General features: G+C 66.5%; 25 protein-coding genes and 1 pseudogene. 18 read left to right on the top strand and 8 right to left on the bottom strand.

Annotated features, from left to right (window positions below; translation table 11 throughout):
• Positions 1-64 precede the first annotated feature (64 nt).
• The 3 genes from C8D03_RS23120 to C8D03_RS23110 are packed head-to-tail and all read left to right on the top strand — an operon-like array spanning position 65 to position 3,062.
• Entirely contained in the window at positions 65-1,129 is a 1,065-nt protein-coding gene (locus tag C8D03_RS23120; protein ID WP_248308588.1) for a YeiH family protein, read from the top strand.
• A gap of 26 nt (positions 1,130-1,155) precedes the next feature.
• Entirely contained in the window at positions 1,156-2,085 is a 930-nt protein-coding gene (locus C8D03_RS23115) for a hydroxyacid dehydrogenase (RefSeq protein WP_108050043.1), read from the top strand.
• Complete coding sequence (locus C8D03_RS23110) at positions 2,082-3,062, top strand: Ldh family oxidoreductase (protein ID WP_108050041.1); 981 nt, start codon at positions 2,082-2,084, stop codon at positions 3,060-3,062. Before C8D03_RS23115 ends, C8D03_RS23110 begins: the two co-directional genes overlap by 4 nt.
• Positions 3,063-3,156: 94 nt before the next feature.
• On the opposite strand, the gene C8D03_RS23105 is transcribed toward C8D03_RS23110, so the two are convergent.
• Together C8D03_RS23105 and ade are read right to left on the bottom strand one after the other, a co-directional pair.
• Positions 3,157-3,582 carry a GFA family protein gene (locus tag C8D03_RS23105; RefSeq protein WP_108050039.1) on the bottom strand — a complete coding sequence of 142 codons (426 nt, stop codon included), beginning with the start codon at positions 3,580-3,582 and terminating at the stop codon, positions 3,157-3,159.
• Positions 3,583-3,739: 157 nt separating this feature from the next.
• Entirely contained in the window at positions 3,740-5,455 is a 1,716-nt protein-coding gene (gene ade, locus C8D03_RS23100; RefSeq protein ID WP_108050037.1) for an adenine deaminase, read from the bottom strand.
• Positions 5,456-5,705: 250 nt separating this feature from the next.
• On the opposite strand from ade, the pseudogene C8D03_RS23095 reads away from it, so the two are divergent.
• From C8D03_RS23095 to C8D03_RS23070, 6 genes and pseudogenes are all read left to right on the top strand, one after another.
• Positions 5,706-5,996, top strand: a pseudogene (locus C8D03_RS23095) (GIY-YIG nuclease family protein).
• 21 nt (positions 5,997-6,017) lie between these two features.
• Positions 6,018-6,716 (top strand): metal-dependent hydrolase, encoded by a 699-nt coding sequence (locus C8D03_RS23090; protein ID WP_108050035.1) that lies wholly within the window; start codon positions 6,018-6,020, stop codon positions 6,714-6,716.
• Between the two features lie 272 nt (positions 6,717-6,988).
• Positions 6,989-7,276, top strand: a complete 288-nt coding sequence (gatC, locus tag C8D03_RS23085) for an Asp-tRNA(Asn)/Glu-tRNA(Gln) amidotransferase subunit GatC (protein WP_108051927.1) — start codon at positions 6,989-6,991, stop codon at positions 7,274-7,276.
• Positions 7,277-7,361: 85 nt separating this feature from the next.
• Positions 7,362-8,876 (top strand): Asp-tRNA(Asn)/Glu-tRNA(Gln) amidotransferase subunit GatA, encoded by a 1,515-nt coding sequence (gene gatA / locus C8D03_RS23080; protein ID WP_108050033.1) that lies wholly within the window; start codon positions 7,362-7,364, stop codon positions 8,874-8,876.
• Positions 8,877-9,075: 199 nt separating this feature from the next.
• Complete coding sequence (locus tag C8D03_RS23075; protein WP_108050031.1) at positions 9,076-9,522, top strand: hypothetical protein; 447 nt, start codon at positions 9,076-9,078, stop codon at positions 9,520-9,522.
• Positions 9,515-10,747 carry an HlyD family secretion protein gene (locus C8D03_RS23070; protein WP_108050029.1) on the top strand — a complete coding sequence of 411 codons (1,233 nt, stop codon included), beginning with the start codon at positions 9,515-9,517 and terminating at the stop codon, positions 10,745-10,747. Before C8D03_RS23075 ends, C8D03_RS23070 begins: the two co-directional genes overlap by 8 nt.
• A gap of 105 nt (positions 10,748-10,852) precedes the next feature.
• Here C8D03_RS23070 and C8D03_RS23065 read toward each other — a convergent pair whose 3' ends face one another.
• Both C8D03_RS23065 and C8D03_RS23060 read right to left on the bottom strand, forming a co-directional pair.
• Positions 10,853-14,050: an efflux RND transporter permease subunit gene (locus tag C8D03_RS23065; protein ID WP_108050027.1), complete on the bottom strand. Its 3,198-nt coding sequence runs from the start codon at positions 14,048-14,050 to the stop codon at positions 10,853-10,855.
• Between the two features lie 74 nt (positions 14,051-14,124).
• On the bottom strand, positions 14,125-15,297 hold the full coding sequence (locus tag C8D03_RS23060; protein WP_108050025.1) for an efflux RND transporter periplasmic adaptor subunit: 1,173 nt from the start codon (positions 15,295-15,297) through the stop codon (positions 14,125-14,127).
• A 230-nt stretch (positions 15,298-15,527) separates the two neighbouring features.
• On the opposite strand from C8D03_RS23060, the gene gatB reads away from it, so the two are divergent.
• From gatB to C8D03_RS23040, 4 genes are all read left to right on the top strand, one after another.
• Positions 15,528-17,009 carry an Asp-tRNA(Asn)/Glu-tRNA(Gln) amidotransferase subunit GatB gene (gene gatB, locus C8D03_RS23055; protein ID WP_108050023.1) on the top strand — a complete coding sequence of 494 codons (1,482 nt, stop codon included), beginning with the start codon at positions 15,528-15,530 and terminating at the stop codon, positions 17,007-17,009.
• A gap of 4 nt (positions 17,010-17,013) precedes the next feature.
• Positions 17,014-17,520, top strand: coding sequence for a GNAT family N-acetyltransferase (locus C8D03_RS23050; protein ID WP_108050021.1), 507 nt, complete (start codon positions 17,014-17,016; stop codon positions 17,518-17,520).
• A 32-nt stretch (positions 17,521-17,552) separates the two neighbouring features.
• The gene (locus tag C8D03_RS23045) at positions 17,553-18,041 is read left to right on the top strand and encodes a GNAT family N-acetyltransferase (RefSeq protein ID WP_108050019.1); all 489 of its coding nucleotides are present in this window, start codon (positions 17,553-17,555) and stop codon (positions 18,039-18,041) included.
• 138 nt (positions 18,042-18,179) lie between these two features.
• A complete protein-coding gene (locus tag C8D03_RS23040; RefSeq protein WP_108050017.1) occupies positions 18,180-18,887 on the top strand; it encodes a glutathione S-transferase N-terminal domain-containing protein in 708 nt (235 codons plus the stop codon).
• A gap of 495 nt (positions 18,888-19,382) precedes the next feature.
• On the opposite strand, the gene C8D03_RS23035 is transcribed toward C8D03_RS23040, so the two are convergent.
• Positions 19,383-19,781 carry a DUF2147 domain-containing protein gene (locus C8D03_RS23035; protein ID WP_108050014.1) on the bottom strand — a complete coding sequence of 133 codons (399 nt, stop codon included), beginning with the start codon at positions 19,779-19,781 and terminating at the stop codon, positions 19,383-19,385.
• 356 nt (positions 19,782-20,137) lie between these two features.
• On the opposite strand from C8D03_RS23035, the gene C8D03_RS23030 reads away from it, so the two are divergent.
• Both C8D03_RS23030 and ndk read left to right on the top strand, forming a co-directional pair.
• Positions 20,138-20,407 carry an SEL1-like repeat protein gene (locus C8D03_RS23030; protein WP_108050012.1) on the top strand — a complete coding sequence of 90 codons (270 nt, stop codon included), beginning with the start codon at positions 20,138-20,140 and terminating at the stop codon, positions 20,405-20,407.
• Positions 20,408-20,525: 118 nt separating this feature from the next.
• A complete protein-coding gene (ndk, locus tag C8D03_RS23025; protein WP_108050010.1) occupies positions 20,526-20,948 on the top strand; it encodes a nucleoside-diphosphate kinase in 423 nt (140 codons plus the stop codon).
• 109 nt (positions 20,949-21,057) lie between these two features.
• Here the strand turns inward: ndk and C8D03_RS23020 are convergent, their stop codons facing one another.
• Complete coding sequence (locus tag C8D03_RS23020) at positions 21,058-21,900, bottom strand: MipA/OmpV family protein (RefSeq protein WP_108050008.1); 843 nt, start codon at positions 21,898-21,900, stop codon at positions 21,058-21,060.
• Between the two features lie 187 nt (positions 21,901-22,087).
• Between C8D03_RS23020 and C8D03_RS23015 the strand changes: the two genes are divergently transcribed.
• Both C8D03_RS23015 and C8D03_RS23010 read left to right on the top strand, forming a co-directional pair.
• Entirely contained in the window at positions 22,088-24,175 is a 2,088-nt protein-coding gene (locus C8D03_RS23015) for a molybdopterin-containing oxidoreductase family protein (RefSeq protein WP_108051926.1), read from the top strand.
• Positions 24,176-24,278: 103 nt separating this feature from the next.
• Positions 24,279-24,641, top strand: coding sequence for a hypothetical protein (locus C8D03_RS23010; protein ID WP_108050006.1), 363 nt, complete (start codon positions 24,279-24,281; stop codon positions 24,639-24,641).
• On the opposite strand, the gene C8D03_RS23005 is transcribed toward C8D03_RS23010, so the two are convergent.
• Complete coding sequence (locus C8D03_RS23005; protein WP_108050004.1) at positions 24,625-25,347, bottom strand: glutathione S-transferase family protein; 723 nt, start codon at positions 25,345-25,347, stop codon at positions 24,625-24,627. The genes C8D03_RS23010 and C8D03_RS23005 overlap by 17 nt on opposite strands.
• A 118-nt stretch (positions 25,348-25,465) precedes the next feature.
• On the opposite strand from C8D03_RS23005, the gene C8D03_RS23000 reads away from it, so the two are divergent.
• A complete protein-coding gene (locus C8D03_RS23000) occupies positions 25,466-26,269 on the top strand; it encodes a helix-turn-helix transcriptional regulator (protein WP_108050002.1) in 804 nt (267 codons plus the stop codon).
• Here C8D03_RS23000 and purN read toward each other — a convergent pair.
• Positions 26,259-26,876 (bottom strand): phosphoribosylglycinamide formyltransferase, encoded by a 618-nt coding sequence (purN, locus tag C8D03_RS22995; protein ID WP_108050000.1) that lies wholly within the window; start codon positions 26,874-26,876, stop codon positions 26,259-26,261. The two genes, C8D03_RS23000 and purN, sit on opposite strands and share 11 nt — an antisense overlap.

Raw genomic sequence — 26,876 nt, 5'->3', positions numbered from 1 at the left:
GGCGTCCGCGCGCCGCTCCGGCCTCTCCCTTCGTCCCGGCCGAAACCTTCGGGAGCTCCAAGTCTTGTCCATCGCGACGACGACCCGCCTGGCTGCCTGGCGTCCGCTCCTCGACGGGATTGCGCTCTCGGCCGCCGTCGCTGTCGCGGCCTATATCGCCGAGCCGCTGCTGAAATCGGCCGCCGGAGGTCGTTTCGGCATTCCCGCCGTGGTGATCGCCCTGATTATCGGCATGCTTCTGCACCCTTATGCCAATGCCGTGCGCTTTCAGGCTGGCATGGTCTTCTGCGTCAAGAAGATGCTGCGCTGGGCGATCGCGCTGCTGGGCCTGCGCGTCGCGCTCGGCGACATCGTCGCGCTCGGCCTGACAACGGCACTCCTCGTCATCGCCGCGATGGCCGCGACGATCCTGTCCGGCTTCCTGCTGGCGCGCTGGCTTGGCCGCGAGACCGGAATGGGCGCGCTCGGCGGTGTCGCGACTGCGGTCTGCGGCGCGTCCGCCGCGCTCGCCACCGCGACCGTCGTGCCCGATTACAAGAGCAAGGCCGCCGACGTCGCCTTCACCGTCATCGCGATGAACGCGCTCTCGACGCTGGCGATGCTGGGCTATCCGCTGATCTGCGTCTGGCTCGGCTTCTCGCCCGCGCAGACCGGCATCATGCTCGGCGCCACCATCCATGACGTGGCGCAGGTGGTCGGCGCCGGCCAGTCGGTCTCGGTCGAGGCCGCCAATGCCGCGATCATCGTCAAGCTCTTCCGTGTCTTCCTGCTGCTGCCGGCCGTGCTGATCGTCGGCTGGTGGCTGGTCCATGACGATGCGAAGCGCACCGGCGATGTCGCCGACAAGGCCAAGGTGCCGGTGCCGGTCTTCGCCATCATGTTCCTGGTGCTTTGCCTGGTGAACAGCGTGCTCGCGATGCAGCCGTCGCTGGCCGGCCTCTACGGCCCGATCCGCACGCTGCTGCTCGCGATCTCGGGCTGGGGCCTGCTCATCGCCATCGCGGCGCTGGGGCTGGGCACCTCTCTCGGCGCGATGGCCCGGCTCGGCTGGCGTCATATGGTGCTGGTCACCGGCACCAGCCTCGTCATCCTCGTCATCGTCACCGGCGGCCTGATCGCACTGGGCTGACCGTCAAGGCTGGAAAGCGCAACGCCATGACCGATATCGTCATCACCGAATTCATGGACGAGGCGGCCGTCGCTGCGCTGAGCGCTCGCTACACCGTCCATCACGACCCCGAACTCTTCGGCAAGCCGGAGGAACTCGCCAGGCTCGTCGCTGATGTTCCCGCGCTCATCGTGCGCAATCAGACGCAGGTCCGGGGCGATGTGCTGGCCGCCGCGAAAAAGCTCAAGGTCGTCGGCCGCCTCGGCGTCGGCCTCGACAATATCGACATGGACGCCTGTTCGGCGCGCGGCATCAAGGTCTTCCCGGCGACGGGCGCCAACAGCCTCTCGGTCGTCGAATATGTCATCGGCAGCGCCATGATGCTGCTGCGCGGCGCTTATTTCGCCAATACGGCGATGGTCGCGGGCGAGTTTCCGAAGACGAAGCTGATCGGCCGCGAGATCGCCGGCAAGCGCCTCGGCCTGGTCGGGTTCGGCGCCATCGCCCGCGACGCTGCCGCCCATGGCCGCCTGCTCGGCATGACCACGGCAGCCTACGATCCATACGTCCCCGCCGACGACAAGGCCTGGACCGGAACCGAGCGGCTCCATCTCGACGCCGTGCTTTCAACCTCCGACGTCATCAGCATCCATCTGCCGCTGACTCCCGAGACCAAGGGCCTGATTGGCAAGGACGCCTTCGCCAAGATGAAGCCGGACGCGATCCTGATCAACGCGGCGCGCGGCGGCATCATGGACGAGGGCGCGCTGGTAGCGGCGCTGAAAGCAGGCAAGCTCGGCGGCGCGGCGATCGACGTCTTCGCCGAGGAACCGCTGCGTGGCGCCGGCAAGATTTTCGCCGATGTGCCGAACCTGATCCTGACGCCTCACATCGCCGGCAACACGGTCGAATCCAACGGCCGCGTCTCCGGGCTGGTGGCCGAGCGCGTCATGGCGGCACTGGAGGGCCGGGCATGACCAGGCTCTCCTTCGAACAGGTCGAAACCCGCCTGACCGGGATCTTCGCAGGCGCAGGCGCCTCGCCGGCCAATGCCGCTTCCGTCGCATGGGCTCTGGTGATGGCCGAGGCCGACGGCCTGAAGGGCCATGGCCTGTCGCGCGTGCCGACCTATCTCGCCATGCTGAAGGCCGGCAAGATCGACGGCCAGGTCGTGCCCAAGGCGTCGCGGCCGAAGCCCGGCGTGCTGGCGATCGATGCCGGCCACGGCTTCGCCTATCCGGCGATCGATCTCGCCGTGGCCGAACTGCCGGACCTCGCCCGCGAACAGGGCGTCATCGCCGCGCCGATCCGCCGGTCGAACCATTGCGGCGCCGCGGGGCTGCATGTCGAGCGTCTGGCCGAGCAGGGGCTCGTCGCCATGCTGTTCGCCAACACGCCTGGCGCCATCGCGCCCTGGGGCGGCTCTAAGCCGGTCTTCGGCACAAATCCGATCGCCTTCGCGGCGCCGCTGGCCGGGCGCGAGCCGGTCGTCATCGACATGGCGCTGTCCAAGGTCGCCCGCGGGCCGATCGTCGCGGCCAAGCAGAGAGGCGAGACGATTCCCGAGGGCTGGGCGCTGGACGTCCATGGCAAGCCGACGACCGATGCAGCCGCTGCGCTCGCCGGCACCATGGTCCCGCTGGGCGACGCCAAGGGCGCGACGCTCGCCATGATGGTCGAGATTCTGGCGGCGGCGCTGGTCGGCGCGCATTTCGGCTTCCAGGCCTCTTCCTTCCTGGACGACAAGGGCGGCCCGCCCGACACTGGCCAGCTCATCCTCGCCATCGACCCGCACGCGATGGGTGGCAACTGGTTCGACGAGCGCATGCGCGTCCTCGCTCACGCAATCGAGGCGCAGGAGGGTACCCGCCTGCCGGGCGTCCGGCGCCTGACTCTGCGCGAGAAGGCGAAGGCCGAAGGGATTGAGGTTCCTGAGGAACTGCTGGCAGGCTGAGAGCCGTCGCCTGAACAATGGAAAGCGGCTTTTGGAGGCCGTGATCTGCGCAGGGCATGGCCTGCGCAGAGGATGCGCCGGCCTGCAGCGATCATCACTCAGTCGGGATGAAGCGTAGCGTGCCTGCCCGACGCGTCGGCTTGCCGGTGTCGTTGGTGTGATTGACGCCGTCCATGACCGGCACCTCGGGGAAATCGAACGGGCTGACCCCGTCCAGGCAGGCCACGTTCACGGCATACAGGTTCTGGTCGGAACGCCTTTGATGGTGCGTGTATATTCCGCAGTGCGAACAGAAGAAGTGCTGCGCTGACCCGGTATGGAAGCGGTACGTGGTGAGCGCATCCTCTCCCTGCAGGATCTTGATGCCACCCGTTTCCGCCATGACGACGACAGCACCTCGCATCCGGCAGTAGGAACAGGTGCAACGGCGGACCGAATTGAATCCATCGCTGAGCGTTGCCTCGAAATGCACCGCGCCGCAATGGCATTGGCCAGCCCGAACCTTCCTGTCCGCCACCATGCTGCCCGTGCCTCCTGTTCGGACCCCTTCTACGTCCGGTCCCGGCGAAAGGACAAGAATGTCCCGCCCATATCGAGGCGCGAGAAACCGGAGCCCGCCCTCAGCGGCTTCGATCCGATGGATTGTCGCTCGGTGCCCGGGTCTCTTGCCGCGCCGGTCACACGAAATCGAACGCGTCGACGTCGACCAGCCCCTTGTCCGTGATCTTGAGATGCGGGATCACCGGGAGCGTCAGGAAGGCGACCTGCAGGAACGGTTCGGCCAGCACGACGCCGAGCGCCTTGGCTGCCGCCCGCAAGTCTTCCAGCCCGTGCCGCACCGTCTCGAAGGGCTGGTCGCTCATCAGCCCGGCGACGGGCAGCGCCAGCTCCGCCGTCACCGCGCCGCTGTCCGCGACGGCAAAGCCGCCGCCGATTGCGATCAGGCGGTTGGCCGCCGCCGCCATCGAGGCGGCGTCGACCCCCACGACGCAGAGGTTATGGCTGTCATGGCCGACCGAGGAGGCGATCGCGCCGTGCTTCATGCCGAAGCCATGAACGAAGCCGGTCGCGATGCCGCCAGTCTTGCCGTGCCGCTCGATCACCGTGACCTTGACCGCGTCCTGCGCGAGATCGGGTAGGGCCTCGCCATCGCGTGAGGGCAGGCGCAGGCCAAGCCGCTCGGTGATGATGCGCCCGGGCACCACGCCGATCACCGGCGTCTCGCCATCGCGTGCCGCTGCCCTGAAATCTGCGGGCGTCAGCGCCCGGCTCTTGACGCTGCCCCGCCCGACCGGCTCGACGTGCTCCCGGTCTGCAAAGAGCGCCGGTTCGACAAGCCTGCCGCCAGCAAAAACCTGTTTCACCGAGCACGCCGTCAGATCCTCGACCAGCACGATATCGGCCCGCTTGCCCGGCCCGATGAAGCCGCGGTCGAACAGGCCGAAATTCCGTGCCGCCGAGAGCGTGGCGATGCGATAGGTCGCCAGCACATCCGCGCCATGGGCGATGGCCGTGCGGATCATGTGGTCGAGATGGCCCTCCTCGGCGATATCGAGCGGGTTGCGGTCGTCGGTGCAGAAGGCGAGGAAGGGCGAGGCGTCGCGCGAGATCAGCGGGATCAGCGCGTGCAGGTCCTTCGAGACCGAGCCCTCGCGGATCAGGATCGCCATGCCTTTGGCGAGCTTTTCGCGCGCCTCGTCCGCCGTCGTTGTCTCGTGGTCGGTGCGGATGCCGGCGGACAGATAGCCGTTCAGGTCCATGCCCCGGACAAGCGGTGCATGCCCGTCGATATGACGCTGGGAGAAGGCTTCCAGCTTGGCGAGGCAGGCGGGATCGCGATGCAGGACGCCGGGGAAGTTCATGAACTCCGCCAGCCCGATCACCTTGGGGTGGTCCATCATCGGCGTGAGGTCCGCGGCGTCGAGCCGGGCGCCAGCGGTCTCCAGATGCGTCGCCGGCACGCAGCTCGACAGGTTCACGCGCAAATCCATCCGCATCGCCTCGGCGCAGGCGAGGAAGTAGCGGATGCCCCCGGTGCCAAGGACATTGGCGATCTCGTGCGGGTCGCAGATCGCCGTCGTGACGCCATGCGGCAGCACGCAGCGCTCGAATTCCAGCGGCGTTACCAGCGAGGATTCGACATGGAGATGGGTGTCGATGAAGCCGGGCACCGCGATCAGCCCGGCGGCGTCGAACGTCGTTTTGCCCTGATAGCGCCCATGGGTGCCGACGATGCTGTCGCCGCAGAGCGCGATATCGGTCTCGACCAGCGCCCCGGTGACCAGATCGAACAGCCGCGCCCCGCGAATGACGAGATCGGCCGGCTCGTCGCCGCGCCCCTGCGCGATCCGATGGGCCAGTTCCTGGCTGGAGACCTTGGCGGCATTGGTCATAGGGTCGATTCCGGCGCGGGCGGGGGCACAAGCCTGCACTGCAGGCCTGCGCTTGTCGATCAATCCCCACGAATTGACGTATCCGCGACGTCGTCCCGGGCAAGCGGCGCAGCCGCGCCGACCTGGGATCCATTCGGAACATCGATCGATGGTCGCCCGGACAACGCGTCCTGACCATAGCCTTGGCACCGTTACAGAATGGGTCCCGGGTCTACGCTGCGCTTCGCCCGGGACGACGTCGCACTATGATATGGAGATGTGGATCTATCTTCTCGCGAGCAAAAAGGGCGGTACGCTCTATGTCGGCGTAACCAACTCGCTGTCGCGGCGCATATCGGAGCATCGCGACGGTTGAGGCTCGGAATTCGCGCGCCGCTATGGTGCCATGCGTCTCGTTTATGCCGAGCATTACGATAATCCTGATGAGGCCATTGCCGAGGAAAAGCGCATCAAGCATTGGCGTCGAAACTGGAAGATCGAATTGATTCAGCAAGGCAATCCCGATTGGAATGATCTATACCCCACGACGCATCTCGATTGAGCGACCATTCTGGAGTCCACGATGAAACTGACCTGGTTCGGCCATTCGGCCTTCCGTATCGATCTCGCCGGAACGTCCCTGCTGATCGACCCGTTCTTCACCGGGAACCCGGCCTTCGGGGGCGATGTTGCAGCCGTCTCGAAGGGCGTCAGCCACATCGTCGTCACCCACGGTCATGGCGACCATATCGGCGACGCGCTCGCCATCGCCGAGGCGAACGACGCGACGGTCGTGACCAATTTCGATCTCTGCATGTACCTCGCCTCGAAGGGGATGAAGAAATTCGAGCCGATGAACACCGGCGGCACGGTCGATTGCGGCGCCTTCTCGGCCAGCCTGGTCCGGGCCGATCATTCCGCCGGTCTGGTCGAGGCCGGGGTCGGCTTTCCGCTCGGCAACCCGAACGGCGTGGTCATCAAGGCGAAGGGCGAGAAGACCCTCTGGCACATGGGCGACACCGACATCTTCTCGGACATGGCGCTGATCAGCGAGCTTCATGGCGTGGAGGTCTGCATCTGTCCGATCGGGGACCGTTTCACCATGGGTGGCAAGACGGCGGCGCTCGCCATGACGCGTTTCGTCAAGCCGCAGACCGCAATCCCCTGCCATTACGGTTCGTTCCCGATGATCGACCAGAACGCGGATGCGTTCGTGGCAGGGCTGAAGGGCAGCAGCATCGAGGCGGTGGTGCCGAAGAAGGGCGAGGCTGTCACCATCTGAGGCATGGAAACCCTCTGCCATAGGCAGAGGGCAGGAGGCAGAGGGCAGGGCGAGGGGGCGGCCCCTCGACCAGCGCGACGGACGGGCGCCGCCGTCAGCTCACAGTTGCGGTGTCCGAGGGCCTGCACATCACGCCTGCCCCTCTCCTTGCAGGAGAGGGGATCGCGCGCCCGGCTTGTATCTTGCTGCGATCCTTGCGAGCGGCGGAGAGCGGCCTTATAGCCCTGAGCATGTCCGGCGCGCGCTGCGCCGCCCCCTTTCAGGAGCCCGCCATGTCGGTCGATCTCGCCACCGTCAAACGCGTCGCGCATCTGGCGCGCATCGCCGTGCCGGAGGCCGATCTGCCCAAGTTGCAAGGCGAGCTCAACGCCATCCTCGGCTTCGTCGAGCAGCTCAACGAGGTGAATGTCGACGGCGTCGAGCCGCTGACCTCGGTGACGCCGATGGCGATGAAGCAGCGCGAGGATATCGTCACCGATGGCGAGATCGCCGGCAAGATCGTCGCCAACGCGCCTGCTTCGGACGACAACTATTTCATGGTGCCGAAGGTGATCGAGTGAGCGGGCGATAGCCGCTCCTTCGATTACCCGGGACGCGCGGCGCGCGATCCGGGGCCTCCCGACCAGATAACGCTGGAATTCCAACGTGACCGATCTCACCCGCCTGACCCTGACCGAAGCGCGCGACGGGCTGAAGGCCAAGACCTTCTCCGCGACCGAGCTGACGAAGGCCCATATCGCCGCTGTCGAGAAGGCGCGCGCGCTGAACGCCTATGTGCTGGAGACCCCGGAGCACGCGCTGAAGCAGGCGGCGGTGTCCGATGCCAGGCTGGCGAAGGGCGACGCCGGCCCGCTCGAGGGTCTGCCGCTCGGCATCAAGGATCTCTTCGCGACGGAAGGCGTGCGCACCACTGCCTGCTCGAAAATCCTCGGCAACTTCATTCCGCCCTATGAGTCGACGGTTTCGGGCCAGCTCTGGCGCGACGGCGCCGTCATGCTCGGCAAGCTCAACAATGACGAATTCGCCATGGGCTCGTCGAACGAGACCTCGGCCTTCGGATCGGTGGTGAACCCGTGGCGCCGCAAAGGCTCCAATGTCGGCGCGGGCGCGACCGGCGCGGTCGAGGGCGCCCATCTTGTGCCGGGCGGCTCGTCAGGCGGCTCGGCCTCGGCGGTTGCGGCCGATCTCTGCCTCGCGGCGACCGCAACCGACACCGGCGGCTCGATCCGCCAGCCTGCCGCCTTCACCGGCACCGTCGGCATCAAGCCGACCTATGGCCGCTGCTCGCGCTGGGGCATCGTCGCCTTCGCCTCCTCGCTCGATCAGGCGGGCCCGATCGGCAAAAGCGTGCGCGACTGCGCCGTGATGCTGCGCTCCATGGCCGGTCACGATCCCAAGGACACGACCTCGGTCGACAACGCCGTGCCGGATTACGAGAAGGCCGTCGGCCGGTCGGTCAAGGGCATGAAGATCGGCATTCCCAGGGAATACCGGCTCGACGGGCTCAACGCCGAGATCGAAGCGCTCTGGCAGCAGGGCATCGACTGGCTCAAGGCTGCCGGCGCCGAGATCGTCGAGATCTCGCTGCCGCACACCAAATATGCCCTGCCGGCCTATTACATCGTCGCCCCGGCCGAAGCCTCGTCCAACCTCGCCCGCTATGACGGCGTCCGCTACGGCCTGCGCGAGCAGGGCCGCGACATCGTCGAGATGTACGAGAAGACCCGCGCCGCCGGCTTCGGCGCCGAGGTCAAGCGCCGCATCATGATCGGCACCTACGTCCTCTCGGCCGGCTATTACGACGCCTATTACCTCAAGGCCCAGAAGGTTCGGACGCTGATCAAGCGCGATTTCGACGAGGCCTATGCGGCCGGCATCGACGCCGTGCTGACGCCCGCCACGCCGTCCGCGGCTTTCGGCATCGGCGAGAAGGGCTCGGCCGACCCGGTCGAGATGTATCTCAACGACATCTTCACGGTCACGGTGAACATGGCCGGCCTGCCCGGCCTCGCCGTGCCGGCCGGGCTCGATCGTCAGGGCCTGCCGCTCGGCCTGCAGCTCATCGGCCGCCCCTTCGACGAGGAGACATTGTTCTCGCTCGGTCAGGCCATCGAGGACGCCGCAGGGCGCTTCCCGGTCGCAGAGCGCTGGTGGGGCTGATTCCCAACAGGAGGCCCGGCACGGTTGGGCTTCGCGGCCGGTGCGGAGCCGGCCGCGAAGCCATTTGACTCCCCCGCTTGATCGGCGTCACATCTACTGACGCTTGGGCAGCCCACGTCAGCGCGTGATCGGCGCGCCACGGAAGAACCGCAACCGGCTTGCCGGACGCCAGCCCAGGCGAAAGACTGGGGGGATTATTTTGGCACTTCCGATACATCCGGTGGCGACGCCGCATCTGCCATCCTTTATCACACCGCCCGGCGAGACGGACGTCTTGCTTCTCGTCGCGATCGCGACGCTGCTCGGTGCGGTGCTGGGCGTGGGCCTGATCTTCCTTCGGCTCCACACCTTGCCCGAGCGGATGGCACACAAGGCGCACAAGCTGCAGTTCGAGATCGTCGCGGTCCTCGGCCTGCTCGCGCTCTTCACCCATATCCACCTGTTCTGGGTCGCCGGGCTTCTGCTGGCGCTGATCGAGATTCCCGATTTCTGGAATCCGCTGCGCCGGATGGCCGGATCGCTTGAGAAGATGGCGGGACAGGCTCCCGGTGAAGGGGGGGAGGCCGTCGAAGCGCCATTGCCGCCGCCCGCGCCGGTCCAGGCCGAAGCGAAGACCGATCAGGACGGAGCGCCCGTTCATGCTTGAGATTCTGCTGTGCTCGCTGCTGACGATCCTGCCGGACTACCTCTATCGCCGTTACCGCCAGGGCAAGCGGATCGGCCATGAGATCACACTCTATTCCGTCTGGTTCGAGCTGCGCTGGGGCATCATCACCTGCCTGATGCTGGCGGTCGGCCTGATCACGGTGATCTTCTACAACCATCCCTCGACGACCAATGCGACGCTGTTCTTCCGCACGGTGCCGATCGTGCCCGAGACCAGCGGGCGGGTCGCCGAAATCCATATCCGAAGTGGTGAGAAAATTGCGCGGGGCGCGCCGATCTTCAGCCTCGACAGCTCGACGCAGAGGGCTGCGGCCGAAACGGCCCGGCGCAAGATCGCCGAAGTGGAGGCAGGCCTTACTGTCGCCAGGGTCGATCTCCAGACCAACGACGCCAAGATCCTGGAAGAGAAGAGCCAGTATCAACAGGCGCTGGACGAACTGAACACGAAGCAGGAGCTGAAGGCGCGGAACTCGGGCACGGTCGCAGAGCGCGAGATCGAACGCCTCCAGAACCTCGTCGAGGGTCGTCAGGCGGCAGTTACTGCCGCGACCGCTGCGCGCGAATCGGCGCAGACGCGGATCGCCGTGCTGCTGCCGGCCGAGAAGGCCAGTGCGGAGGCGGCTCTGGCCCAGGCCGAAGTCGATCTCGCCAAGACGGTCGTCCGTGCCGGTTTCACCGGCCATATCGAACAATTCGCGCTTCAGGTCGGCGATATCGTCAATCCCTTCATGCGCCCGGCCGGCATCCTGATCCCGGAGGGAGCCGGACGAACCATGCTCCAGGCCGGATTCGGCCAGGTCGAGGCACAGGTGCTCAAGGTCGGCATGATCGCGGAGGTCACCTGCCTGTCGAAACCCTGGACGATCATCCCGATGGTGGTGACGGATGTGCAGGACTTCATCGCGGCGGGGCAGTTCCGTGGCGGCGAAGTGCTTATCGATGCCCAGCAGACGAGGGCGCCTGGCACCATCCTCACCTTTCTCGAACCGCTCTATGAAGGCGGCCTGACCGGCGTCGTCCCGGGCAGCAGCTGCATCGCCAACGCCTATACCAGCAACCATGACCTGATCGCGTCGGGGAAGCTGAGCACGACCAGAAGTGTCGCCCTGCATGCCGTCGACGCAGTCGGGCTCGTCCATGCGCTGCTGCTGCGCATCCAGGCTGCGGTGCTGCCGATCAAGCTGCTGGTCTTCGGCGGACACTGATCCGGCGCGGAGGCGCGCAACAGCCAACCCAAGAAAAAAGGGCCGCGCAAGCGGCCCTTTCGCATTGTCTGTTGCTGTCGGCTCGTGCCGTCAGCCATGTGTCCGTCAGCCATGCGCCGCCGTCGGCTCGTGACGGGTCGGCTCGGCCGGCGTCTTCTTCTTGCGCAGGTCTGCGAGCCAGCGCACCACCACATAGAACACCGGGGTGAAGATCAGGCCGAAGAAGGTCACGCCGACCATGCCGGAGAACACCGCAATGCCCATCGCTTGCCGCATCTCCGCGCCGGCCCCGACCGAGATCGTCAGCGGCAGCACGCCGAGGATGAAGGCGAGCGAGGTCATCAGGATCGGCCGCAACCGCGTCCGCGCAGCGGCGATGGCCGCGTCGCGCCGGTGCATGCCCTCGTCCTCGGCCTGCTTGGCGAACTCGACGATCAGGATCGCGTTCTTGGCGGCGAGGCCAACCAGCACGACCAGGCCGATATCGACCAGGATGTTGCGGTCGAGCCCTTGATGGTTCACGCCGATCATCGCCGCGAGAATGCACATCGGCACGATTAGGATGACCGCCAGCGGCAGCATCCAGCTCTCGTACAATGCCGCCAGCAGCAGGAAGACGAAGACCACCGCCAGTCCGAAGGCGATGACGGCCGTGTTGCCGGCAAGCTTCTCCTGCAGCGCGATCTCGGTCCATTCGAAGCCGAAGCCCGCGGGCAGGCGCTCCGCCGCGATCTTCTCGATCGCCGCGATGCCCTGGCCGGTGGAGAAGCCCCGCGCCATCGACAACTGCACTTCGGCAGCCGGGAAGAGATTGTAGCGCGGCACGCGATAAGCGCCGGTGGTGTCGGAGAACGACGCCACCGAGCCGATCGGCACCATCTCGCCATCGGCATTGCGGGTCTTGAGATTGGCGACGTCGCGCAAATCGAGACGGAACGGATTGTCGGCCTGGGCCGTCACCCGATAAGTCCGTCCGAGCAGGTTGAAGTCGTTGATATAGGCCGAGCCCATATAGACCGACAGCGTCTCGAAGACCCGCGTCACCGGCACCCCGAGCATTTCCGCCTTGGTGCGGTCGATGTCGGCGAAGACCTGAGGTGTCTTGGTCGAGAACAGCGTGAAGGGCTGCTGGATGCCCGGCACCTGGCCGGCGGCACCCGCCACGGCCCAGGTCGCACCCTCGAGCGCCGCCAGTCCGCGGCCGGAACGGTCCTGGACATAGCCCTTGAGGCCGCCGCCCGTGCCGATGCCCGGCACGGCCGGAGGCTCGATCACCAGCGCGAAGGCCTCGCTGATGCTGAACATCTGCCGGCGGAGGTCGCCAAGGATGCCTTGCGTCGTCAACCCGTCCTTCTGGCGCTCGGCGAAGGGCTTGAGACTGACGAAGACGACGCCGGTATTCGGAGCGATCGTGAAGGTCGCGCCGTCGAGGCCGGCGAAGGCGATGGCGTGCGCAACGCCCGGCCGGGACAGGAGCAGGTCGGATGCCTTGCGGATCACCGCGTCGGTGCGCGGCAGCGAGGAGCCGGGGGGGAGCTGGAAGGCGGCAATGAAATAGCCGCGATCGAGCTGCGGCACGAGGCCGGTCGGCGTCGATGTCAGGCGCTGCGCCGTCAGCGCAATCAGCCCGGCATAGGCGATGAGCAGGATCACCGAGAAGCGGATCAGCCGCGAGGTCAGCCCTCCATAGCTGCGCGAGAGCCAGTCGAAGCCCTTGTTGAAATAGTGGAAGAAGCCGCGAACCGGCGCGCCCAGCGCGTAGAAGAAGCCCTTCTTCTGGCCTTCGTCATGGCCATGCGGCTTCAGCAGCAGCGCCGCCAGAGCCGGCGACAGGGTCAGCGAGACGAAGCAGGAGATCGCCGTCGAGGCTGCGATCGTGACCGCGAACTGCTGGTAGAACGTGCCCTGCAGGCCGCTGATGAAGGCGGTCGGGATGAACACGGCGCAGAGCACGAGCGCGATGGCGAGCAGCGCGCCACCGACCTCGTCCATCGTCTTGTGCGCGGCGTCCTTCGCCGACATGCCCTCGGCCAGATAGCGCTCGACGTTTTCGACCACGACGATCGCGTCGTCGACGACGATGCCGATGGCCAGCACCAGCGCCAGCAGCGAGATCGTGTTGAACGAAATTCCAACCGCGCTCATGACGAGGAAGGTGCCGACCAGTGAAACCGGGATTGCGATGATCGGGATGATCGCCGCGCGCCATGTCTGCAGGAACAGGATCACCACGACCACGACGAGCGCAACGGCCTCGATCAGGGTCTGGACGACCGCCTTGACCGATTCGGCGATGAACTCGGTCGGGTTGTAGATGATGCGGTGTTCGAGCCCGGCGGGGAACTCGCGCGACATCGTCTCCATGGTCTTGATCAGGGTGTCGGCGGTGGCGAGCGCATTCGAGCCCGGCCGCTGGAAGATGCCGATGGCGACGGCGTTCTGGTTATCGAGATAGGCGTTGGTGGTGTAGTCCTGCGAGCCGAGCTCGACCCGCGCGATGTCGCGAATCCGGATCGTGCCGCCGCTGGCGTCGGAGCGCACGACGATGTTCTCGAACTCGGCGATGTCGGTCAGGCGCCCGAGCGTGTTGACGGAAAGCTGGAAGGCGCCGTCGGATTTCGCCGGAGGCTGGTTGATCGCGCCCGCCGCGACCTGGACGTTGGCTGCGCGCAGCGCGGCCACCACATCGCCGGCCGTCAGATTGCGTGACGACACCTTGGCGGGATCGAGCCAGACCCGCATCGAGAAGTCGCGCGCGCCGAAGACCTGGACGTTGCCGACGCCGTCGATGCGCGTCAGCACGTCCTTGACGTTGAGCGTCGCGTAGTTCGAGACGTATTGCGCGTCGCGCGAGCCATCCGGCGAGATCATGTTAATGACCATCATCAGATCGGGCGAGGCCTTGCGCGTCTGGATGCCGAGCGCGCGCACATCCTGCGGCAGCCGCGGTTCCGCGGCCGAGACCCGGTTCTGCACCAGCACCTGCGCTTGGTCGATGTCGACGCCGGCCTTGAACACGACGTTGATGGTCACCCGCCCGTCGCCGGTCGACTGCGAGGTGATGTAGAGCATGTCGTCGACGCCGTTCACCTCCTGCTCGATCGGGGTCGCGACGGTCGCGGCAACGACCTCGGCCGAGGCGCCGGGATAAGTCGCGGTGATCGAGACCGTCGGCGGCGCGATCTCCGGATATTCGGCGATCGGGAGGCCGCGCTGGGCGATGGCGCCGGCGATCGTCAGCAGCACCGAGAGCACGGTGGCGAAGATGGGCCGGTCGATGAAGAAATGGGCGAAACGGAACATGGAATCTGTCCTGGCCTGACGTCAGGGCGGACGGCCGACGGCCGTCCGAGGTGCAATGTCGAAGGCTGCCGCGTTCAGTTCGACGCGGCGATCTTGATTTCGCCCGGCTGCGGCGTGACGGTCGCGCCCGGGCGCACCATCGGATTGGCGAAACCGCCGATCACGACCTTGTCCTGAGGGGTCAGGCCGCTGCGGATGACGCGCAGGCCGCCCGTGATCTGCCCCAGCACCACCGGCTTCGGCACGATCTTGTTCTCCGGCCCGACGGTCAGGACGATCTTGTTGGCCTGATCGGAGACGATGACGCTGTCGGGAACCAGCAGGGCATCGGCCTCGCCGGAATAGATCCGCAACCGCCCGAAGGTGCCCGGCGTCAGGAACTGGTCCGTATTCGGGAACACGACGCGGCTGCGGATCGTGCCGGAACGCGCATTGAGCGCGTTGTCGACGAAGTCGATCTTGCCGCGGCGCTTCCACTCCTGCTCATCCGACAGGCGAGCCTCGGCACGCGTGCCATCCTCGCGTGAGGCGCCGGCACGCAGGCTTCTGGCCTGGCGCTGAAGGCGCAGATAGTCCGCCTCGGAGGCGTCGAAGGTGAAGTAGATCGGATCGACCGCAACGATCGTCGTCAGCAGCGTCGCGCCCGACTGGCCGCCGGCGATCAGGTTGCCGGGGTCGACACGGCGGTTGGAGAGGCGGCCCGCCAGCGGTGCGCGCACCTCGGTCCATTCCAGATTGAGCTCGGCGGTCTTGAAATTCGCCTCGGCGCCCTGCTGGCTGCCGATGGCACTGTTCAGATTGGCCCGGCGCTGATCGACGTCGCGGGCCGTGATGGTGCGGTTCTGCGTCAGTCCCTCGGCGCGCTCCACCTCGTTCTGCGCCAGCTCGACCTGGGCCTTGGCCCGGGCGACCTCGGCGCGCGCAGCGTCGACCGCGAGGCGGTAGGGGCGGGGGTCGATGGTGAAGAGCAGGTCGCCCTTCTTGACGAGATCGCCGTCCTTGAAGTGAAGCGAGTCCAGGAACCCCGAGACGCGCGCCCGCACCTCGACCTGCTCGCTCGCCTCGAAGCGACCGGTGAACTCGTCCCAGTTGGTGACGCGCTGGGCGAGCGGCGTGGAAACCTGAACCGGAGGCGCCGGCGGGGCGCCTTGCGCTCGGGCGCCGTGCGGCAATAGCACGACTGTGGCGGTCATCAGCGTCGCGACAGACAAGGCAACAAGCATCGGACCGGGGCGGCGGGTCAACATGGCGAAACTCCGGATGGCTGGGCCGGCGCAACCTCGACGGGTTTCCGACCTGTGCCGCTACAAGAGGTGTGCGCTGACGATTGTCAAGTTCCATCACCCATCATTGGGCGTAGAATGAACCCTACTATGCCACAATCCCGTCAGGAGGTGTCGGGAACGCAACAGGAGCTTGCCGCCCGCCCGCCGAAATCGTAACCGTCAGGCGACCCATTCGAGCCGGAAGACCGACGATGAACGCGCATGCCCGCCCCGCCGACCCCAAGAAGCTGATCAAGGGCGCGACAGGCGACTGGGAAATTGTGATCGGTATGGAAATCCATGCCCAGGTCACCTCCAACGCCAAGCTGTTTTCGGGCGCCTCGACCGGCTTCGGCGCCGAGCCCAACGCCCATGTCAGCCTTGTCGACGCCGCCATGCCCGGCATGCTGCCGGTGATCAATGCCGAATGCGTGCGCCAGGCCGTGCGCACTGGCCTCGGCCTGAACGCGCAGGTCAACAAGCGCTCGGTCTTCGACCGCAAGAATTACTTCTATCCCGATCTGCCGCAGGGTTACCAGATCAGCCAGTACAAGAGCCCGATCATCGGAGAGGGCGAGATCGTGGTCGATCTCTCGCCGACCGAGCAGATCACCGTCGGCATCGAGCGGCTGCATCTCGAGCAGGATGCCGGCAAGTCGATCCACGACCAGCATCCGACGATGAGCTTCGTCGACCTGAACCGTTCGGGCGTAGCCCTGATGGAGATCGTCTCTCGTCCGGATCTGCGCTCGGCCGACGAGGCGCGCGCCTTCGTCACCAAGCTGCGCACCATCCTGCGCTATCTCGGCACCTGCGACGGCGACATGGAGAAGGGCAATCTGCGCGCCGACGTCAACGTCTCGGTCCGCAAGCCCGGCGCCGGACTCGGCACGCGCTGCGAGATCAAGAACGTCAACTCGATCCGCTTCATCGGCCAGGCCGTCGATGTCGAGGCCCGCCGCCAGATCGGCATCTTGGAGGATGGCGGCTCGATCGACCAGGAGACGCGGCTCTACGACCCCGGCAAAGGCGAGACCCGCTCGATGCGCTCCAAGGAGGAGGCGCATGATTACCGCTATTTCCCCGATCCCGACCTGCTGCCGCTCGAATTCGACGACGCCTTCGTTGCCGCACTGGAGGCGCATCTGCCGGAGCTGCCGGACGCCAAGAAGGCCCGTTTCATCGCCGAATACGCGCTCTCGCCCTATGACGCCTCGGTGCTCGTCGCCGAGCGCGAGCAGGCCGACTATTTCGAGGTTGTCGCAAAGGGCCGCGACGGCAAGGCCGCCGCGAACTGGGTCATCAACGAGCTTTTCGGCCGCCTCAACAAGGAAGGCCAGGACGTTACCACCTCGCCGGTTTCGGCCGCCCAGCTTGGCGGGCTGGTCGATCTGATCGGCGAGGGCGTCATCTCCGGCCGCATCGCCAAGGATCTGTTCGAGATCCTCTGGTCGGAAGGGGGCGATCCCCGTGACATCGTCGAGACCCGCGGCATGAAGCAGGTCACCGACACCGGCGCGATCGAGAAGGCCGTGGACGAGCTGATCGCGGCCAATCCCGACAAGGTCGAGCAGGTCAAGGCGAAGCCGACCATGCTGGGCTGGTTCGTTGGCCAGGCCATGAAGGCCTCCGGCGGCAAGGCCAATCCGCAGGCCCTGAACGAGATCCTGAAAGCCAAACTCGGCATCGAGTGAACCTGTGACGCCGGACGGTCTCATCATCCGTGACGCCGAAGCCGCCGATCTGCCGGCGGTGCGTGCGCTTCTGGTCGAGACCTGGCATGCCACCTATGACGGTATCTATGGCTGGCAGCGCGTCGCCGAGATCACCAATGCGTGGCATTCGCTCGACAATCTCACGGCGCAGCTCGGTCGCGAGAGCGGGGCGTTCCTCGTGGCGCTGGTCGGGACCGAGATCATCGCGACCGCCTCGGCGCGGCTGGAGCGCGACCGCGCCGCTCTACTGACGCGGCTTTATGTCCTGCCGGCCTGGCAGGGCGTCGGCGTTGGCCGCACGCTGCTGCAGGTGACGCTGGCCTGCTTCCCGCAGGCGCCGGTGGCGCGGCTCGAGGTCGAGAACCAGAACGAGCCGGCGATCACCTTCTATGAGCGCATGGGCTTCTTCCTGCAGCGCCAGGCCCGTTTCGACGGCCGCGACGACACGCCGAATACGTTGCTCATGGCCAAGCGGCTCTTCGCCGAGTGACGCCTGCAGCCCGACCGGGAACTCCGCCTCCGATGGATACCGCCATCCCCCAACCGTCCCGTGTCGCCATTCGCCTTGCCCGCCGCGAGGATGTCGCGCGCATCGCGGCGCTGATCATGCTGGGCGCCCCGACGCCGACGATGACACCCGCTGAAATCGAGGCCGAGGCGGCCGATCCCGCCTATCTCGACGCCTTCGCCGAGATCGAGGCGTCCCCTCACAACACGCTGTTCGTCGCGGAGCAGGCCGGCGCCGTCGTCGGGACCTTCCAGGTCACGCTGATCCCGGGGCTGGTCTCGCGCGGCCGCCGGCGCGCCAAGTTCGAGAGCGTCCATGTCACGCCCGAACGGCGCGGGCAGGGCATCGGCGCGATCATGATCGCCCACGCGCTCGCCTTCGCCCGTGACAATGGCGTGGGACTGGCCGAACTGACCTCGAACAAGGACCGCAAGGACGCCCATCGCTTCTATGTCCGGCTCGGCTTCGACCAGAGCCATGAGGGCTTCAAGATGGTGCTCTGAGACAGGTTTCTGGCCGCCGCGCATCCATGTTCACGACATGGCGACGCTGCGCCGCAGGAGGCTCGCGCCCCTTTCTCGGCTCTGCGAAGAGGCCTACAAATCGCTCCCCGACGTCTGCACAGTGACCGGAAGCAGAACATGTCCGCCAGCCAGACCAAGCCGATCGACCTCTACTACTGGCCCACTCCGAACGGGTGGAAGATCAGCATCATGCTGGAGGAGTGCGGGCTGCCCTACAACGTCCTGCCGGTGAACATCGGCAAGGGCGACCAGTTCAAGCCGGACTTCCTGGCGATCTCGCCGAACAACCGCATGCCCGCGATCGTCGATCCGGAAGGACCGGACGGCAAGCCGATTTCGGTCTTCGAATCGGGGGCGATCCTGCAATATCTCGGCCGCAAGACCGGCCTTTTCTATCCGACCGACGAGCGCGCCCGCGTCGCCGTCGACGAATGGCTGTTCTGGCAGATGGGCGGATTCGGCCCGATGCTGGGCCAGACCCATCATTTCCGGCTCTACGCGCCGGAAAAGATCCCCTACGCCGTCGAGCGCTACACCAACGAGACCAACCGGCTCTATGGCGTGCTGAACAAGCGTCTGGACGGCCGCAGCTTTATCTGCGGCGATTATTCGATCGCCGACATGGCCTGCATCGGCTGGGCTCGCGGCTGGGAGAAACAGGGGCAGGATCTGAAGCAGTTCCCCCATGTCGCGCGCTGGCTCGAGATCATGCTGGCTCGCCCTGCCGTTCAGCGCGGCATCAAGGTCGGCGAGGCTCTGCGCAACCCGGCCGGCATCAGCACGCCGGAAGAGAAGGCGGTCCTGTTCGGACAGAAGGCACGCTGACCGAGACGCAGCGATAGCCCCGTCCGGCTCGTGCCGCGGGGTTTTCGGGCCTCGATGCATCCAGAGGGATGCGCGGGGAGAGGTGGCGTCGCAGTCGACGACTGCGTGCCGGTGTCGATGTCGAAGTCGATATGTCGAAGCAGCGCCAACAGCCGCCACCCCGCCCCGCGCGCGGTTGTCTTCCGGTGTCCCCGCCGTGCTTTGATGTCTCGGCACGAGACCGGACCCGCCTCGGCCCGGACGACGATCGACCCCTCCAGGGCCGCAAGCCAGCGACGGCCACGACCCTGAACACCGCAACTCCACCCGGCCGCACGACGCCTCGCGACAGCCCCCCTGGTCGGGCGGAACGGCGAGAGAATAGGCATGGGAAGAGAGGGCGGGGATAAGATTCCGGGGGCGCGGGAACCGCGACGGAGAATCTTCTCCTTACAGGCGAGGGGTTCCCCGCGCTCTTGTCGCCGCGGCGGCGTCTCCGCGAAAGAGCCTCCGACCTCAATTGGCCCGGTTCCACGTCACCGATCGGCAGATCAGCCCGCCCAGCACGCAGCCCGAGGTCTTCAAGGTCGTGCCGGACAGGGTCATCGTGCCCGAATAGGTCTTGCCGTCTTCCGGATTGAAGACGCTGCCGCTCCATTTGCCGTCGCCGGACGGCTTCATGTCGTAGAAGATGCGCTCCCCCGCCTTGGCCGGGCCGTTCGTATCCTTGAGCCAGGCCAGCGTGCCGCATACCGCATCGCCGCATGGAGCGAAGCGCACGCGCGAGGCGCCGGTGTCGCGCAGCCAGATGCCGCTGACATCCTGCGCCAGAGCAGGCCCGCCCGCGCTCAGGCCAATGACGATGAGACCAAGACCGGCCAGCGATGCGCGAGGCGCGCAAGATCCGATAGCCATGGCAATCCTCCCTGTCCGACCACGCCATGCTACATGGTTCAGATATGAACGATATCGCAGGGCCGGACCGCTTCCAAGCCGCCGCCACGGCAGACCGGGAGCCTGCTTCCGCAACGGAGGGTGAATCCTCCGTCAACGCGCTCGCCGGCATTCGCCACAAGCGCCGTTGAAAACACTCGATTTTTTGCGATTCAAAGATGAACCGTGCGTTGATTTAACCGCTCGCTCATTTCTCGTTGAGCTTCGATTCATCGCGAATTTTAGCGACCCATTTAAGCGCCGCCGCCCAATCTCGCCATCACGAGCCGGGGCCTTTGGACGGGTGGCCGGCACAGAAAACGACAAGGGTGGTTGTCATGGCACGCATGGAAATGAACGCGATCCCCGCTTCTCTGGTGATCCCGAGCGAGGCTTCGGCCGAGGCGTATTACGAGCTCGGCCTGATGTATGCGGCCGGCCGCGGCATCGCGGTCGATCTGGTCGCGGCGCAGAAATGGTTCAACATTGCCCAGGCCCGCGGTTGCGGCCGCGCTGCGGCACATCGCCAGGAACTCGCGCTCGAGATGACCCGCGATCAGGTCGCAGAAGCGCTCCGCGAGGCCCGCAGCTTCCTGACGCGGCACTGAACCGGCCCGCGGAAGCGCGAAGGCTTCCGCCGACGAGCCTTGTGGGGCGGGGAGGGCGCGGTTATAAGCGCGCCGCATTCCCCAAGATTTCCCCCAGAATTTCCCCAAGGATCGACCGATGGCTGTTCAGCGTACCTTCTCCATTCTCAAGCCCGACGCGACGCGGCGCAATCTCACCGGCGCGGTCAACGCGGTCATCGAGAAGGCCGGCCTGCGCATCGTCGCCCAGAAGCGCATCCACCTGACCAAGGGCCAGGCCGAGACCTTCTATGCGGTCCATTCCGCGCGCCCCTTCTTCGGCGAGCTCGTCGAGTTCATGACCTCCGGCCCCGTGGTCGTGCAGGTCCTCGAAGGCGAGGACGCCATCGCGAAGTATCGCGAAGTCATGGGCGCCACCAACCCGGCCAACGCCGCCGAGGGCACCATCCGCAAGCTCTTCGCTGAATCGGTTGGCGAGAACACCGCCCATGGTTCGGATGCGCCCGAGGCTGCCATCGTCGAGATCGCGCAGTTCTTCGCCGGCAACGAGATCGTCGGCTGATTTCAGCGACTGTCTGACAAACAGAAAAGGCGGGCCGGTCTCCGGTCCGCCTTTTTTGTTTTTTGCGCGTCCCGGCCGCAGCGAGTCCCGCCGTGACGCTGCCGCTCTTTCAGAGCCCGAAGGAGTAGCTCGACCCGGTATCGAAGGAGTAGCTTGCGGAGAGGCCGATCGTGATCGAGTCGCGCGAGCCGAACGGCCTGACGATCGGGGAACGCGTGGCGTCGCCAACGAGGCGCTTGTACTCGACATAGGCCGTCGTCTTGAGCTGGTCGGACCAGTTATAGGTCAACTGCGCCAGCGCGCCGACCGTATGAACGCCGGCATTGTACCGCTGCAGCAGGCCGCCCGTGCCGGGCATGGCGCCGGCGGTTCCGAAATAGGTCCGGATGTAGTCGGATGAGGCGATCCGCATGCGTGGGCCGACGCCCAGCGTCCAGGGACCGATAGTGCTGAAGGCGTCGAGCTTGAAATCGGCGACGACGCCGTCATGCGCGGCGATGCCGCGGCGCACGTCGATGCGGCTGCGCAGCCACGAGGTCGGATAGAATTCGACGAAGCCGCCGGCCTCGGCGCCGAATTTGGTTTCGGGTACCGCGACGAGCGCCGGATTGACCTTGGCGCTCCGCTTCCAGAGCAGGTCGCCCGAGAAGCCGATTCGCCAACCCTGGCCGGAGAAGACACCGATGCTGAGCATCGTGTCGTCCTCGGCACTCCACCAGGTGCTCTTCAGACCCCTGCCCAGCGAAATGATCGGCCGCGCGCGGAAAACATAGTCGTCGGAGCCCGTATAGTCCGGCTGATAGCGAACGCCGGCGCCGAGGGTGACGTACCAGTTCTGCGCCGACTGCGGCGAGGTCAGGGTGGTGTAGTCACGCGACTGCGCCTGGGCGCGGTCGGTTGGCGACAGGAAGAGACAGGCGACAAGGCTCGCCAGGAACGCAACGCTACGCATGAAACTTGGACTCCGGCGCGACCGCGCCTTTCATGAACCGATACCGGCAAGCTGAAGCATTAGGATTAACCCAAGGTTGATGGCAGCGCGCCGAATCGCAGGCGCCGGAGGGGTATGCTCCCCAGGCAAGATGGCGGCCAGCCCGGAGCACATTCCACTTTGTCCAATCATGCTCTACGACAGGCACATGACCGAACTGCCACGCATTGCCCACCTCCCGTCGGTTTGTCCGCATGACTGCCCTTCCGCCTGTTCGCTGGAGGTCGAGGTCATCGACGGACGCAGCATCGGCCGCGTTCGCGGCAGCAAGCGCCAGAGCTACACCGACGGGGTGATCTGCGCCAAGGTCGCGCGTTACGCCGAACGCATCCATCATCCCGACAGGCTGCTCCACCCGCTGCGCCGGACCGGGCCGAAGGGGTCGGGCCAGTTCGAGCGGATCTCCTGGGACGACGCGCTGGACGAGATCGCCAAACGCTTCCTTGCCATCGAGGCCGAGCATGGCGCCGACGCCGTCTGGCCCTATTACTATGCCGGCACGATGGGCCTCGTCATGCGCGACGGCATCAACCGCCTGCGCCATGCCAAGCGCTATTCCGGCCAGTATTCGACGATCTGCACGACCACGGCCTGGACCGGCTTCATCGCCGGCACCGGGCGCCTCGCCGGGCCCGATCCGCGCGAGATGGCGAAGTCCGACTGCGTCGTGATCTGGGGCACCAATGCCGTGCACACCCAGGTCAATGTGATGCATCACGCCATCAAGGCGCGGAAGACGCGCGGCGCCAAGATCGTCGCGATCGACATCTACCGCAACGCGACGCTGGCCCAGGCCGATCTCGCTCTCGTGCTGCGGCCGGGCACCGATGCCGCGCTTGCCTGCGCCGTCATGCACGTCCTTTTCCGTGACGGCCATGCCGACCGCGATTACCTCGCGGCGCATACCGATGCGCCCGACGAACTCGAAGCCCATCTGCAGAGCCGCACGCCGGAATGGGCCGCCGCGATCACCGGGCTCGAGGTCGCGCAGATCGAGGAATTCGCAGCGCTCGTCGGCACGCGCAAGAACAGCTTCTTCCGCCTCGGCTACGGTTTCGCCCGCCAGCGCAACGGCGCCGTCTCGATGCATGCGGCGCTGTCTGTGCCAACCGTGACCGGCGCCTGGCAATATGAAGGCGGCGGCGCCTTCCACAGCAACAGCGGCATCTATAAATGGCGCAAGAGCCTGATCGAGGGGCTCGACGTCCGCGATCCGGGCGTGCGCGAACTCGACCAGTCGCAGATCGGCCGCGTTCTCACCGGCGATGCCGAGGCCCTGCGCCAGGGCGGGCCGGTGAGGGCGCTCTTCATCCAGAACACCAATCCGGTCACGGTCGCGCCCGAGCAGGAACGGGTCAAGCAGGGCTTCGCCCGCGATGACCTGTTCACCGTCGTGCATGAGCAGTTCATGACCGAGACGGCGCAGATGGCCGACATCGTGCTGCCGGCGACCCAGTTCATGGAGCATGACGACATCTACCAGGGCGGCGGCCACCAGCACATCATGTGGGGCGGCAAGCTGGTCGAGCCGCCGGGCGAATGCCGCTCGAACCATGAGGTCATCTGCGCGCTGGCGGAGCGCCTGGGCGCCGAGCATCGCGGTTTCGCGATGACCTCGCGCGACATCGTCGACTGGACGATGCGCGAAAGCGGCCGCGGCACGCTCGACGAACTCGTCGCCAATGATTTCCTCGATGTGCAGCCGGATTTTCGCACGGCGCATTATCTCGACGGCTTCGGCTACCCTGACCGCAAGTTCCGCTTCAAGCCGGATTGGCCGAAGGTCCCCAACACCAATGCCGGCCTGACCGGGCCCTGGCAGCAGATGCCGGTCCTGCCCGACCAGTGGGACGTGCTCGACAATGTCGATGCCGAGCATCCCTTCCGGCTGGCGACGAGCCCGGCGCGCAGCTTCCTCAATTCGAGCTTCACCGAGACGCCGAGTTCGGTGAAGAAGGAGGTCGGCCCGACGCTGATGCTGCATCCCGACGATGCCGCCCGGCTGGGTGTCGCTGCGGGGGAGGAGGTCGTCGTCGGCAACAGGCGCGGCAGCGTCCATCTCACCGCGTCGCTGTTCGCCGGTGTCGTGCCCGGCGTCGTCATCGCCGAATCGATCTGGCCCAACGCCGCCCACAAGCATGGCCGGGGCATCAACACCATCACCGGCGCGGACGCACCCGCCCCCTTCGGCGGGGCCGCCTTCCACGACAACAAGGTCTGGATCAGGAAGGCGTGACTGCGCGAACCCTTGACGTTTCAGCGGCGGTATGGACCATCCCTGCTGCGGGCGGGGCGTGAAGCGGACCCGGCGTGCCTGCTCTCGAAGGACGAACGAAATCATGATCATGCGGCGGATGGGTGCGGTCTTCCTGGCCGGTGGATTGTCTGTGCTGGCGGGGCTCGGCGCTCATGCGGCGAGCGGGTCGAGCGCCCTGCCGCCGCCCGATCCGACCGCCAAGAACTTGACGCCCTACATGATCCAGCTGCGCGCTTTCGACGCCTGCCTGGTGACGCAGTCGCGCCTGATGAGCACGACGCGCGAGGCAGTCCACACGCCCTGCAGCTGCTACGCCAAGGGCACGGTCGGTTCGATGACCAAGGACGAGCTCCAGGCGTTCCGCGACACCGGCTATTTCAACGATTCGGCCCGCGCGAAGGGGCTCGGCTTCATTGACCAGTGCAAGCTCAAGCGGCCGGTCTGAGCAGCTCCGACGACGGGAAGAAGCGCTCCCGCATCCGCGTCGCATAGGCGACGAGGCTCGGGCGCGCTTCGACCAGTCCCCGGAACGGCGAATCGAACAGCGGCCCCAGCCCCGCGATCATGAAAGCGCCGAGCGCGGCATCGCCGCCGGCCGGCGCCTCGCCGCCGAGAAAGGCGCGCTCGCCCAGGATCGGGACGATCGCATCGAGCGCGCGCTCGGCCAGCACCATCTTGTCGGCCTGGCTGTGCCGGCCCATGCCATGCCCATGGAGGCTCCGGCGCACCTGGCGTCTGACCAGTGCGCAGACGAGCGGGCGCAGCGGCGCCGGAACGGCCTTGAAGAAATGCACCGGGCCGCGCGCGAAATTGGCATCGTCCATCCAGCGCTCGTCGACCACGATCCAGTAGATCTGCTCCTCCAGCATCTTCTCGACGGCCCAGAGGGTGCCGCGCCGTTCGGCATCCAGCCCCTCATCGAAGCCGATGCCGTGCCGGCTTTCGAGATGGAAGCGGATGAAGCTCGAATCGGCGATGGTGACACCGTCATCGACGATCAGCGGCAGCTTGTGCTTCGGTGCGCGGCGCAGATCGCCGCCCGCCCGTCGGTAGGGCAGTCCGGACATCTTCAGCAGGATCTCGGCCTTGATGCAGAACGGGCTCGCATCGGGCAGCCCGAAAGCCGGCCCGAAACTGTGCAGCGTGATCATGCTCGCCTCCCGGATCGTCGGATCGTGATGTCGGATGCTACTGACACGCTGCTGACAGGAGTTGTCAGCAGCGCTAGAGCATTGTGGCATCGCTGAAGCCGAAGCGGGAACCGTCGATATGCAGCGCGCCGAACGATTGCTCGACATGATCCAGAGCCTGCGGCGCCGGCGCCGGCCCGTCACGGCCGAAACGCTGTCCTCCGAACTCGATGTCTCCGTCCGCACCGTCTATCGCGACATCGCCGCGCTGGTGCGCCAGGGGGTGCCGGTGCGCGGCGAGGCCGGCATCGGCTATGTGCTCGACGCCGGGTTCGACCTGCCGCCGCTGATGCTGTCGCCCGACGAGATCGAGGCCGTGCTTGTCGGCATGCGCTGGCTCGGCGAGCGGGCCGACCCCGTGCTGGCGCGCGCCGCGGAGGATGTCGTCAGCAAGGTCGCGGCCGTGCTGCCGCCGCATCTGCGGCCGATCCTGCTCGACGGTGCGCTGTTCGCCCCGGCCTATGGCCGCGACGCGCCGGTCGACCAGGTCGATGTCGCCGCCGTGCGCGCCGCCATCCGCCAGGGTCGCAAGCTGGAGATGCGCTACCGCGACGAGAGCGGCCAGGACACGCAGCGCATGATCTGGCCGATCGGCATGACCTTCTATGAGCGGGTCCGCGTCGTCATCGCCTGGTGCGAGCTGCGCGAGGCCTTCCGCCACTTCCGGACCGACCGCATGAGCGATCTCGTCGCGCGCGAGGAGCGCTATCCGGCGAGGCGCGCCGATCTCTTCCGTCGCTGGCAGAAGGAAGACGAGGCCCGCAGTCGCGAGGATTGCGAGCGGCGCCAGGCAACGGCGCAGCAGGATCAATCCGCGCAGCAAGAAACAACCGCGCAGCGGGACGAAACGGCCCGGTCCGGCGCGACGAGGCTCAGCGCCTGACGACCGCTCCGTCGATCAGCGCGACGCGGCCGGCTGCGACCTCGGCCAGCGCGCGCGGATAGAGCAGGTGCTCCTGCACCAGTACGCGCGCCGACAGCGTGTCCTCGTCGTCGCCCGGCAATACCGGCACCTTCGCCTGCATGATCACCGGGCCGGCATCGAGTTCCGGCACGACGAAATGCACGCTGCAGCCATGCTCGGCGACGCCGGCTTCCAGAGCCTGGCGGTGTGTATGCGTGCCCTTGAACAGCGGCAGCAGCGACGGGTGGATGTTGATCAGCCGGCCTTGCCAGCGCCGCACGAACCACGGCGTCATGATCCGCATGAAGCCGGCCAGCACGACGAGGTCGATCTGGTTGACCCGCAGGACCTCGTCCATCGCACGCTCGAAGGCTTCGCGATCCTTGTTGAAGGCGCGGTGATCGACGGTCGCGGTCGCGATGCCGAAGGCCTTCGCACGGTCGAGCCCGCCGGCGCCCGGCACATTGGAGAGCACCAGCGCGATCTCGGCCGGGAAGCCCTCGACATGGGCCGCCTCGACCAGCGAGACCATGTTGGAGCCGCGCCCCGAGATCAGGATCCCGACGCGCGGGCGCGAGGCCGCCAT

It is taken from the genome of Bosea sp. 124, assembly GCF_003046175.1.
GTDB lineage: Bacteria > Pseudomonadota > Alphaproteobacteria > Rhizobiales > Beijerinckiaceae > Allobosea.
The sequence above is the reverse complement of the archived record's forward strand: the minus strand, read 5'-3'. Positions and strand labels throughout refer to the sequence as shown.